10 protein-coding genes and 1 pseudogene are annotated in these 10,713 nt (G+C 50.1%); 8 read left to right on the top strand and 3 right to left on the bottom strand.

The features are described 5' to 3' along the window. Positions 1-191: 191 nt before the first annotated feature. Positions 192-902, bottom strand: a complete 711-nt coding sequence (locus AAH187_RS14750; RefSeq protein ID WP_342349231.1) for a DUF3313 domain-containing protein — start codon at positions 900-902, stop codon at positions 192-194. Between the two features lie 458 nt (positions 903-1,360). Between AAH187_RS14750 and AAH187_RS14745 the strand changes: the two genes are divergently transcribed. From AAH187_RS14745 to AAH187_RS14725, 5 genes are all read left to right on the top strand, one after another. Continuing rightward, positions 1,361-2,713, top strand: a complete 1,353-nt coding sequence (locus tag AAH187_RS14745) for a TolC family protein (RefSeq protein WP_342349230.1) — start codon at positions 1,361-1,363, stop codon at positions 2,711-2,713. Between the two features lie 110 nt (positions 2,714-2,823). Beyond that, positions 2,824-4,092, top strand: a complete 1,269-nt coding sequence (locus AAH187_RS14740; protein ID WP_342349229.1) for a TolC family protein — start codon at positions 2,824-2,826, stop codon at positions 4,090-4,092. A gap of 132 nt (positions 4,093-4,224) precedes the next feature. Then, positions 4,225-4,986, top strand: a complete 762-nt coding sequence (locus AAH187_RS14735; RefSeq protein WP_342349228.1) for a ParA family protein — start codon at positions 4,225-4,227, stop codon at positions 4,984-4,986. Positions 4,987-5,033: 47 nt separating this feature from the next. Continuing rightward, positions 5,034-5,447 (top strand): hypothetical protein, encoded by a 414-nt coding sequence (locus tag AAH187_RS14730; protein WP_342349227.1) that lies wholly within the window; start codon positions 5,034-5,036, stop codon positions 5,445-5,447. 250 nt (positions 5,448-5,697) lie between these two features. After that, on the top strand, positions 5,698-6,660 hold the full coding sequence (locus AAH187_RS14725) for a CorA family divalent cation transporter (protein ID WP_342349226.1): 963 nt from the start codon (positions 5,698-5,700) through the stop codon (positions 6,658-6,660). Positions 6,661-6,731: 71 nt separating this feature from the next. On the opposite strand, the gene AAH187_RS14720 is transcribed toward AAH187_RS14725, so the two are convergent. Beyond that, the gene (locus AAH187_RS14720; RefSeq protein ID WP_342349225.1) at positions 6,732-7,100 is read right to left on the bottom strand and encodes a hypothetical protein; all 369 of its coding nucleotides are present in this window, start codon (positions 7,098-7,100) and stop codon (positions 6,732-6,734) included. A gap of 459 nt (positions 7,101-7,559) precedes the next feature. Continuing rightward, the gene (locus AAH187_RS14715) at positions 7,560-8,180 is read right to left on the bottom strand and encodes a TMEM175 family protein (protein WP_342349224.1); all 621 of its coding nucleotides are present in this window, start codon (positions 8,178-8,180) and stop codon (positions 7,560-7,562) included. 454 nt (positions 8,181-8,634) lie between these two features. Here AAH187_RS14715 and AAH187_RS14710 point away from each other — a divergent pair. The 3 genes and pseudogenes from AAH187_RS14710 to AAH187_RS14700 all read left to right on the top strand — a co-directional run bounded on the left by AAH187_RS14710 (position 8,635) and on the right by AAH187_RS14700 (position 10,354). Next, positions 8,635-9,345, top strand: a pseudogene (locus tag AAH187_RS14710) (DUF3313 domain-containing protein). Positions 9,346-9,474: 129 nt separating this feature from the next. Next, positions 9,475-9,675 carry a hypothetical protein gene (locus AAH187_RS14705; RefSeq protein ID WP_342349223.1) on the top strand — a complete coding sequence of 67 codons (201 nt, stop codon included), beginning with the start codon at positions 9,475-9,477 and terminating at the stop codon, positions 9,673-9,675. Between the two features lie 115 nt (positions 9,676-9,790). Beyond that, entirely contained in the window at positions 9,791-10,354 is a 564-nt protein-coding gene (locus AAH187_RS14700; RefSeq protein ID WP_342349222.1) for a lipid-binding SYLF domain-containing protein, read from the top strand. Positions 10,355-10,713 lie beyond the last annotated feature (359 nt).

Here is a 10,713-nt window from a genome sequence, read left to right as displayed (position 1 = left end):
CTCAATTGATTCTGACGGTGTCTGGCAACTGAATGTGCTTCTTACTTTGGGATCACATAAGAAGGAAAGCCCGAGCATTGCACGGACTTATTGGCCTGAAGACACTCTGCGCCCAAGACGAACAACACTAGTTTTTTCAGCTGCTCGCAGGGTACCGCCCAACTTCGACTCGGTCGGTATGTCGGTATCTTCTATGCTTCAGGTTTTTCACAATTCGATTCACCGCGAAGCATGCACAACCGATAGCGAGAAGCAGCCGCCCAATAGATGTAAGCTTTCTCCACATCATTCCATTCGTTGGTCATTCCGCTGAGATCTTTGGTCCCCCCGCGCCGGTCGACGGCCATCGCCAGAATCTTTCCGGTTTGGGCGTCAGTAATCTTGACCTCCATGCCGGCCGTTCCCACAAAGCCGGGCTTGCCGCCCGCGACAAGGCCTTTGACGCCGGTCAGGATTCTGGTTTGAGGGATAATAGACGTCACCACATCCGCCCCCGGACTTGAAGCCTCCGCTTCGGTAATGGCAAAGGTTGCACGCATGACGCCAGGTCCGGATAGGCCCACAATGGCATAGTCTTTGGTCAGTGCCTCATGGAGGTGGCTATAGGCAAAATCGGTCAGCATCTGAAGATTTTCGGGAGACACATCTTTCGTTTCTTTGTCTTTCCAGACCGCCACGGAATCAAGAATTATCTTGTCGTAGGAACGCCAGTCCGCATCTGGGTTGATGTAGTGTAGGAGTGCCTCATGGTCACCCTTCCCTTCCGTGAGCATGGATTGTTCACTCGCACTCAGAAAACCGGTTTTGACCACGTCTCGTCGTTGTTGCGTGGCCGCGCATCCTTGTAAGAGAAAAAGAAAGATGACCACGATCAGAGTTGTGCGATGAACATTCACCTTCATGAATTCATTCCTCCTTTATGTGTAAGGAAAATCAGTACATTGTACATTGAAGAAGAATACTAGCTTAGCAATTTTGGGGAAACATCCCAAATAAGGAAATTCAGAGAACGTATGGTTCATTTAGTTAAATGTACGTCGCTAACAAGGCTCTCAATGGCAAACTTTTTAATCTGGGAGTAACTGTCAAAAATGACAGTGGACGCAAAAGAAATTTTGGCAGTAAAGAAAGTCCTCTTGGGTCTATGGCATGTGGCAACGGAATGAATCTTTGAGCTATGCTGGCGCCATGTATCCATGGATATATTGGGTTGGACCAGAAAGACAGCCCTATTTAGCCTGCCCGTGAAGCCTGCCCTCGCATGTACGCACTGTCGCGCGTCGACGCGCAAGGGGAAGCGGGGAGCAGGCACCCAGAAGGCATAATTTTGCTTCGTGAGTTGTCAGGAGGGAGGGAAGGCATGACCAGTAGATGGGCTACACAATATCTCTATCCAGTGAGAGGTAATTGGGGCTGGACATTGGGGATGGGGACCTGGTTCCTGACGATCGTGATAATGGTCACGGGGATATTGAGTCTGAGTCCAGCGGTGGCTGCAAGAGGGAAGGGGAACTTGGAGAAGCAGGACCCCACGGTGTTGCGTCTGAGTTTGGATGAAGCCATTGCCATGTTTCTCCGTCAAAATCTGGATCTCCTTAAAACCAAATATGGCATCGATACCGCCAAGGCCCAAAAGATCACCGCCGGCCTGTTTCCGAATCCCGAACTCTCCATCAATACCCTCAGCGCGTACACGCAGGATTGTAACTTGGGTAAGTGCGGAGGAATTATGCCGGTGATTAGTCAACTTTTTCTGGTGGCCGGTAAACGCGGATTCCGTGTTGAAAGTGCGGAGTTCGGAACGCAATCAGCCGAAGCCGGGTTTGAAGACACGCTTCGACAACTTAGTTTTGCCGTGAAGGATGCCTATTATCGGGTTCGAGTGGGGCGTCGCCTTCTGGCGGACGATGAACAGAGGTTTAGCCGGCTCAATGGTGCTATCGAGAAACTGAGCGGTGCATCTACAAAGATACAAAATCCGGAGGATGTAATCCGCCTCCAAATTCGAGCGGTGAGAACCCAAGGTGATATCATCGGGGATATTCAACAAATTGATTCGGACAGATCCGATCTCCTCCTGCTCTTGACTCTCCCACCGGAAACTGAATTAGAACTGACAACGGACCTGACGTTCCAACCGATTGCCCCAGATATTGTGGCTTTAAAGAAGCGCGTGGAAGATGCCAGACCGGATCTTCGCGCCAAGCGTCTGCTGTTGGCTCAGCGCCGCTCAGAATCGAAGCTCGCGATAGCCAACCAGTATCCGGACGTGACAGTGGACCTCGGGTACAATGTCCAGGGACCTCAAGGGCCTGACAACCAACAGCAATGGACCATCAATTTGGGCATGCCTATTCCCGTGTTCGACAGAAATCAGGGAGGCATCAAGGAAGCCGCCACCAAAGTACATATTGCAGAAGCCGACCTTCGCAAGACCCTCAATGAAGTTCATCATCAAATAAACACGGTCTATCGACATTTAGGACAAAGTCGTCTGTTGGTCGAGACGTACCGCGCGGGTGCCTTTGATGCCACCGAGGCTCTGCTTAATAGGGTGGAGGATGACTTCCATTCGGGAAAGACCACGATTCTGCATCTGCTCGATGTCTTTCGGACAAAAATAGAGATTGATAAGGCCTACATCAACGCACTCTACGAATATCAACGCGATATCCTGCTTCTTGAGAGTGCCGCTGCTCAGCCAATCAGCTAAAGATCCCGGCTTATGATTTGTTCCAATATTTCTTTTGCCCTTTTTCACGCTTTCACGACCACGCAAGGCCAATGCCGGTGATTCGATTATTCCTGAAGGCATGCATCATCATGGGCTTTCTCAGCTTGCTAGGATTGGGAAGTGTCGGCAGCGCAATGGCGGGAGAGCAGGAAGACAAGCCTGCAAGAGAGAAGCCAGTTGTCCAGCGTCTGAGTTTGGATGAGGCCATTGTCTTGTTTCTCCGTCAAAATCTGGATCTCCTTAAAACCAAATATGGCATCGATACCGCACAGGCCCAAAAGATCACCGCCGGCCTCTTCCCGAACCCCGAACTCTCCATCAACACCCTGAGTTCCTACACACAAAATTGCCAACTCTCTGACTGTGGAGCGATTAGCTCCGTCCTGAGTCAACTCTTTGTCGTGGCCGGCAAACGCGGGTTCCGTATTGAAAGTGCGGAGTTCGGGACGCAATCAGCCGAAGCCGGGTTTGAAGACTCGCTTCGACAACTCAGTTTCGCACTGAAGGATGCGTATTACCGCGTTCAGGTTGCACGTCGCCATCTGGCTTTCGACAAAGAGACCCGCGATCACCTCTCTAGTGTGGTGAAAAAAATGACGGATGAGTTACAAAGGATGGGCAACCACAAAGACCTTATCCGGCTTAAAATTCAAATGGTGGATGCACAATATGAGTTGATCCGTGATCTTCAACTCATCGATTCCGCCACGGCCGACCTCCTCTTGCTCTTATCCCTCCCCCCGGAAACTGAATTAGAACTGACAACGGACCTGACGTTCCAGGCGATCGTCCCTGATATCAATGCATTGAAAACACGGGTTGAAGAGACGCGACCGGACGTTCGGGCCAAGCGTCTCTTGTACGCAAAGCGTCGCTCTGAATTGAAACTGGCTTTCGCTATTCAGTACCCGGATGTGACGGTGGATCTCGGGTTCATGGTCCAGGGATCCAGGGGGCCTGACAATCAACAGCAATGGACCTTTAACGTGGGCATCCCCCTTCCCGTGTTCGACAGGAATCAGGGCGGCATACAGGAAGCCGCCACCGTCGTTCAAATAGCCGAGGCCGACTTACGCCAGACGCTGAATGAGGCGCATGCTCAAGTTGATCTGGCACATCGTCATCTGGTCCAAAGTCGCCGGTTAGTGGAAGCCTATCGAGCCAAGGCGTTGAATGCCGCTCAGTCCCTGTTTGATAACGTGAAGGAGTCTTACGAAGCTGGGAACACCGCGATTCTGTCATTCCTTGATGCCCACCAGACGAGAAACGATATTCAAGAGGCATACCTTGATGCTCTCTACCATTATCAACGTGATATCCTTCTCCTCGAGAGTGCCGCCGGACAAACTATTAGCTGAGTAGGATGGGGTGACGAACGTTCAGTTCTCCTTGACTTTTTAAGCGGCTTTGCTGAAACTCGTCCATGTCTTTTTTACCTTTCACTGGCGGTTTCCTGAGCCAATAATTAGGGGGATTCTCTTTCTCAATTTATGGGTCGCGTAATTGCCATCACCAACCAAAAGGGCGGGAGCGGGAAGACGACAACCGCCGTGAATCTTGCCGCGACGCTGGGCGAACTCAAGCGTCGAGTTCTGCTGGTGGACCTCGATCCCCAGGCCTCAGCCTCCAACTGGTATGGCATTGCCGAAGAGGGAAAGGGGCTTTTCGAGGCCTTTACGGAATCCAGAAATCTCAAGGATCTCATCCAACCGACCTGTGTGCCTCGGGTTGAAATGATCCCTTCTTCATCCTGGCTGGTGGGGGTGGATAAGGCGTTGGCCGGGGAAGTCGGGGCAGAGATGATCTTGAACCGTCATCTCGCTCACCTGTCTGATCAATGGGATTATATTCTTCTTGATTGTTCGCCCACGCTTGGCATAGTGAGCATCAATGCGTTGGTAGCCGCCAGAGAAATTTTAATTCCCGTAGAGGCTCATGTCATGGCCTTGCGTGGATTGGCTCATTTGCTTCAAACGGTGGAGACTATCCGTGTCAGGTTGAACTCGGGTTTGGCTGTTGCCGGGATTCTGGCCTGTCGGGTCGATGCTCGCACGCGGCATGCATTAGAAGTCGTTGCCCAACTCCGGGAGCGTTTTGGAAAGCAGGTGTTTAAGGTGGTGGTTAGAGAAAGTATTCGGTTGGCGGAATGTCCATCATTCGGAAAACCTGTGACACTTTATGACCCACAAGGGAATGGCACAAAAGACTATCGGGCTTTGGCAAAAGAGGTGATCAAGCAGGAACGGGTGTGACTGATTGGCAAGCATGACAGGGTACTTTTTTACAGGAGAGGTTGCGTATGACGAAACGAAGTACAATCGGAACAAATCCACTGGATGAGATCATTGCGCATCCATTGGGAGCTGCGATACCTGATCAACACGAAGGTCCGGACAAATTAGGGCTTCAGATAGGGCCAAAACAGGGAAATGCAGACAGAACCGCCGGAAAGTATCCTGTGCAAGGTCGCATTCAACCTGACAAAAAAAAGGCGACATTGCTTCATCTGGTTTCACAGGATGAGGGCGCTCAAGGAAAATTCAAGAGTTCCCAAAACGTTCCTGCAGCAGCACCTCAATTACGAATTGAGATGCAGCCGGCGACCGGTCAATTATCGGAACGTCTTGTCGAACTCGAAGAGGAAAACCTTTGCCTGAAGTGGGCATTGGGATTGATTCTCGCGCCGCTTGTCCTTTTAGCCTTTTTGGGTTAGATCCGATTCAGTCGGATTAGACCCTCATGCCGGCTAAAAGGGGAGGGAGTCTTTTATGGTTTCCCTCAAGAAGAATCTTACCGAACCTTTTGAAATTCCACTGACAAACCTGCTTCCCGTGATGGGCAGTTTGGGCAAACACAAACTGCCGTCATTGTTATGCCTTCTGCTCTGAACGATTATATTTTTAACTTGATCCTGGACTTCCAAGATCTTTGGTAAGAACAATCAGCTTAGAAAGATCCTCTCAATGCAGATCCATTGCTTCCGGCTTCAAGAGAAGGGATTGCTTCAACTCACCGAGGAAAGGCCTACGGCATCATGGCTTGCAGATGGGATCGTCCGTTTATTCGATGTGGATTACCCGGATGTTACCAAAGAGCTGCGTGAGGTCCTTGCACCCTTGAATCTGGATGGCGCTCTGCTGGACCAAATCGAATCCCAAGACGGAGGTGTTTGTGTTGAACATTTCCCGCACGCCTTGTTCTTTCGAATCCCGCGCCCCGCAATGCATGATTTTAAGGATCCCTATATTTCGGTGATTTGTGTGGGAGAAACCCTCATTGTTCTTCACAAGGGCATTTACTTGCCCGTAGAACAAATCCTCGCGAGGATCACTCGGTTTGGAGGGTTCGGCATTTCCACTATCACTGACCTTCTTCTCCATATCCTGTTATTGGGTATTAATCGGGATATCGAATTGTACCAGTCAACTCGACAAATGATTACCGAATTATCAAATGGCTTTGATCAGCGTTTAACCGCCAATGTGCTGGATGAAATTCAGCGCCTGACTAATCAGGTGAGCCGTCTCCAATCTACGACCGAAGATCGTCTCATTCTCATGGGAACCTTACTCACGATGAAATCTCCTCTATTGGAATTAAATGAGGTGCGACCGTATTTTAAAGAGGCCATGAAGGAGTTAAAGCAAATGCAGCGTTGGCTGGAACGTCTGGAAGTGCGGCTACAGGTCTTATCCCAATACTGCAATTTGTCGCTGCAGAATAGCACCAACAACCGTCTTCAAGTCCTGACGGTGATTTCAGCTATTTTCATGCCACTCACCCTTATTGCCGGTATTTACGGCATGAACTTCATAAATATGCCTGAACTTCAGACGTCCTATGGGTATTTCATCATCCTTGGTCTCATGGTCTTGCTTGGTGGAGGATTGGGAATATTTTTCTATGTGCGGGGCTGGTTTGAGTAAAAGACGTCTTCGATTAGTGCCGAATTCTTGGAAAAGTGGTCCGGAAGCTTTCCCCTTCCCAATCGCCAAACTTATTTGTCAGGGGTATCATCTCCCGGCTCCTTGCCCGTTTCCTCCTTGGTTTGCGGGCTGTCCTCAAGGATCGATGCGAACTCATCCCAGGAAATGGCGCCGTCCTTATCTTTGTCGAGTACCTTCATGACCCCTTCCACCCATAGTGTTCGGGTCAGAAAATTTCCTACCTTGGCATCGGTTAAGAGCTGCTCTAATGCGGATGAGCCGATCTTGGAATCCTCTCCATCGATTTTATCGTAGTGGTCGAAGCCTTTACGAAATTCACCGTCAAATTTCTCCTTGACCAGCTTGCGAATTTTGATTTTCAACTCTTCCTCTTCGGCTCCCACCAGGATCTCCTTTCTATCGATTGCAGGGTTTGGCATCCGCATCTGCCGGGCGGGGTGCCCTTCGAAAATCGAACCTAAAACCATCCGGGCTGTTCAGTCTGAGTTGATCACCATGGATGGCATAGTCAAGGCGAATACGTTCACCTCCTTGCGAATCGGTCAGAAGGAGAGCGTTGGCCTGTATGAGATATGTTCCCAAATGGCAAACTCCTTCAGGTTCGAGCCACAGGAATTCTCCAGACTGATTCAAAAACAACATGACAGGGCTGTGTGTGTCGGGCGCGCGAGCCCCGGAAAAAAAAGGAGAAGGATGGGTGATCTCAGTGCTTTCCCACGACCCTGTCAATACGACGTTCTGCGAGGCACAAGAAAAAATTCCGACCGCGCAACACATGGTGAACGTCAACCAGAGTCGGCTCAGGGATTCCTGTCCTTGTCGATTGGAGTCCATTGTTTTTTATCTGACCGGATGCGCGTTCCTGCCTCTGTGGCCAATTATTTCTGTAAGAATAAACGTGTCCAGACCGGGACGAGGAACCAAAAGGCAATCGCTCCATTGACGTTATAGAAGGAGATGAGGATAGAACCCAGCGCGAATAGTGGGGCGGGGTACATGGCCCACAAGTTCGGGTTTGTCCATAGCTTGGGAGCCCCATCCAGATGCCAATCGCGTTTGGCAGCCACATGCCGGTGGAGGATAAGTAAGGAAAAATTGGCCAGACCAAGAGTTCCGGAGAAAAGTATGACTGCAATGAAATCTTCTTCGTAATGTCCGAGCAACGAGGCCGCGTAGGGGATAAGGGATACAAACATCAGATGGACAAAGTTCAACCAGAATGTCTTTTCATCGCATTTCTGGAGGTGCTTGAGAATCCAAAAATTTCTCATCCAAAGAAACGCCACCATATAAAAACTGAGTACATAGGCTACAAAATTTGGGATTTGCTCCTGTAGGTCGGAAAGAAGCTGCCCCTGTGTCAGTCCCGGTGTTTCAGGCATCTTCAGATCCAGCATCAGAAGTGTGATAACAATTGCGTACACACCGTCTGTGAGGGCATTGAGGCGTTCGAGTGTGGTGAGATGGCCTAAAAATATACCTCTATTCCAATTTCTCATAAGCGGTGTTGTCCATCAAAATGAGTTGACGCTCACACCTCCTTGGTCTTGAGCATCCAAGAGTGTGAGTGATCTTTCGTTGCCTAGTGAAGGAGCCATCCTACATAACAGAACTGATGAAAAATTCCAACGTAATTTGGAAAATATTTGTCCACAAATGACTGCAAATGCCACTCCAGTCATCCTCTGATTGAATGGCGTTCCCCGAAAAGCGCCATGATTGGCAAGGAGAAGTGCCATAAGAATACATAATAGAAAAGGAAGTAGTCTCAAGGAGTCCGAATCGGTCCAGCCAGGAGGGAAGCAGGGTAGGAGGTCGCTATCACCATGTGGAAAAGAACCTGGAACATTTCACTCCCCCCTTACAATCTGATAAATTATTCTCCGCGATTAAGAATCCAGTATGACATTTTTTGTGACGTATCATTCCAAATTAAAGAAAGAGATTTGACGGATGCGGAACAACGTGTTCACGAACACATTGTTACTTGTGTGTGTGGTGGGATCGCTCGGTGGCTGCGGCGCCACTCGCGAAGCCCGATCGGTCGAACAGTCCGGCTTCCTCGGCGATGTGTATTCCCAGATGCATGAAGGCAAGGACGATGAAGCCCTGCTGGTTTATCGAAATGAAAAGGCCGACTGGAAGTCGTATGAAAAGGTGATGATTGCCCCGGTGACGGTTTGGGTTGGGAGGAAAGATTCCCAACTCGAGTATGTGTCCCCACTGGATCGCCAGCGTTTGGCAAACGATCTTTGGGGTAAGCTGCATGAGGCTCTTCAAACAGATTACGAAATCGTGCATGAGCCGGGTCCTGGTGTGCTGCTCATCAAAGCGGCTATCACGGAGGGGTAAGCCTCTTGGCCGGTTATCGATACCGTCTCGACCATTGTGCCGCAAATGCACGTCCTGAGTGAATTAAAATATCTCGCCACGGGCACGGCTTCCTTTGTAGGGAAAGCCAGCGGGGAGATCAAGGTGACTGATGGCCAAACAGGAGAGTTGCTCTTGGCTGCCGCTGATCGTCGAGCAGGCGGCAAGAGACTGAGGGGCGTAACCCATTCCTGGGACGATGTGGAAGAGGCCTATCGCTATTGGGCAGAGCAAAGCCGATGGCGGTTGTGCCAATTACGTGATGCACCAGATTGCGTCGAACCCGAATCATGAGAATGGTTCGCAACTATCCCAACCCGGATATGACGGGAGTCGAGGAATCATTTGTCTGGCTGAATATCGACGTCTTCAGTCGTTCACTGCTGGTCCTCAATCACCGCATGTTTATACCGGGAGCGGGATATGTATGTGGCCTCCGATCGCCATTTCTACGCGAGCCGCGAATACAACCGTATGCAGGCCGGTGGAGGGGTGTGCCCCAAGGGTGATCGTTCTCTCCTTGTCTACCTGTATTGCGTCTTGATCGATCAGGTTGGAGGATTTGGATCGTCAGCCAAACATCCTATATCCCGTGCCTTGATGGGTCCCTATGGCGAAGAGTGATTCAAAAACGTTCGCACTCAATAAAGGTTGTCACTTCCCCCGCTTTTGCATGCGGGGGAAGCTATGATAACCCTTCCGTATTAAATGCTTTTTTCAATCTTCTAAGGAGACACCCATGGGAAAGACTATTCAGGGAATCGGACTATCACTGGCCTTCATGATCCTCATGGTTCTGGCCATTGGCCTGGCACCGGCTCAGGCGATGACCGGAGATGAAATTGATCTGGAAGTTCAAGAAGCCTTGGCTAAACTCTATGCACATAGCGAAACAGCGAAAGACTTTGGCGCGGTCGCCAAGGGAATTCTCGTTTTTCCGGACGTCTATAAGGCTGGCTTTTTGGTCGGTGCAAGTTTTGGCGACGGTGCTCTGCTGAAAAATGGAATGTTCGCAGGGTATTACCGAACGGTTGAGGCTTCATACGGATTGCAGGCCGGTGTCCAATCTTTTGGCTATGTGTTGTTTTTTTTGCAAGATGAGGCACTTGATTATCTCGACAAAAGTGATGGATGGGAAATCGGGGTGGGTCCGAGCCTCGTTATCGTGGACAAAGGCTTTGCAGGTTCCATGACGACCACGACCGCGAAAGACGACATCTATGCCTTCTTTTTTGATCAGAAAGGGTTGATGGCGGGTATTGGGATCAAGGGCTCCAAGATTACTCGGATTCATCCTGACTAGGGGAAGCCATGGCTTCCCACCGGGACGCTTCCCTTTTTTAGGAATTTTACAGATACACCTTCAGCGTAGGCCGGGATACGCCGAATCCATTTTTGTCCTACATGAACATGAAGAGATGAAATTTCGTTTCAGGGCCCAATCTCATGGTTCGTTTTTATAGTCATTCCAATAAACTTCTGCTGGGTCCGGAGCAAAACAATGACACTCGGCCACTTGATTGCGGTCGGCTACGCAGTAGCCGCCTTCCCACTGCGTGTTCTTCTCCCCCCAGAACATGGTCGTGCTACCGTCCGGCAGGAGAAAGACTCCGAGCCGCTGTCTATGGAATATATGACAATGGAGTTCTCTTCAATGCCCAG

Source organism: uncultured Nitrospira sp., from assembly GCA_902500695.1.
Classification (GTDB): Bacteria; Nitrospirota; Nitrospiria; order Nitrospirales; family UBA8639; genus Nitrospira_E.
This window is presented reverse-complemented; position numbering and strand designations above follow the sequence as displayed.

Excerpts from the sequence above, each read along its gene's own strand:
- AAH187_RS14750 (WP_342349231.1), bottom strand. The coding sequence starts at position 902 with ATGAAGGTGAATGTTCATCGCACAACTCTGATCGTGGTCATCTTTCTT.
- AAH187_RS14745 (WP_342349230.1), top strand. The coding sequence starts at position 1,361 with ATGACCAGTAGATGGGCTACACAATATCTCTATCCAGTGAGAGGTAAT.
- AAH187_RS14740 (WP_342349229.1), top strand. The coding sequence starts at position 2,824 with ATGGGCTTTCTCAGCTTGCTAGGATTGGGAAGTGTCGGCAGCGCAATG.
- AAH187_RS14735 (WP_342349228.1), top strand. The coding sequence starts at position 4,225 with ATGGGTCGCGTAATTGCCATCACCAACCAAAAGGGCGGGAGCGGGAAG.
- AAH187_RS14730 (WP_342349227.1), top strand. The coding sequence starts at position 5,034 with ATGACGAAACGAAGTACAATCGGAACAAATCCACTGGATGAGATCATT.
- AAH187_RS14725 (WP_342349226.1), top strand. The coding sequence starts at position 5,698 with ATGCAGATCCATTGCTTCCGGCTTCAAGAGAAGGGATTGCTTCAACTC.
- AAH187_RS14720 (WP_342349225.1), bottom strand. The coding sequence starts at position 7,100 with ATGCCAAACCCTGCAATCGATAGAAAGGAGATCCTGGTGGGAGCCGAA.
- AAH187_RS14715 (WP_342349224.1), bottom strand. The coding sequence starts at position 8,180 with ATGAGAAATTGGAATAGAGGTATATTTTTAGGCCATCTCACCACACTC.
- AAH187_RS14705 (WP_342349223.1), top strand. The coding sequence starts at position 9,475 with ATGTATGTGGCCTCCGATCGCCATTTCTACGCGAGCCGCGAATACAAC.
- AAH187_RS14700 (WP_342349222.1), top strand. The coding sequence starts at position 9,791 with ATGGGAAAGACTATTCAGGGAATCGGACTATCACTGGCCTTCATGATC.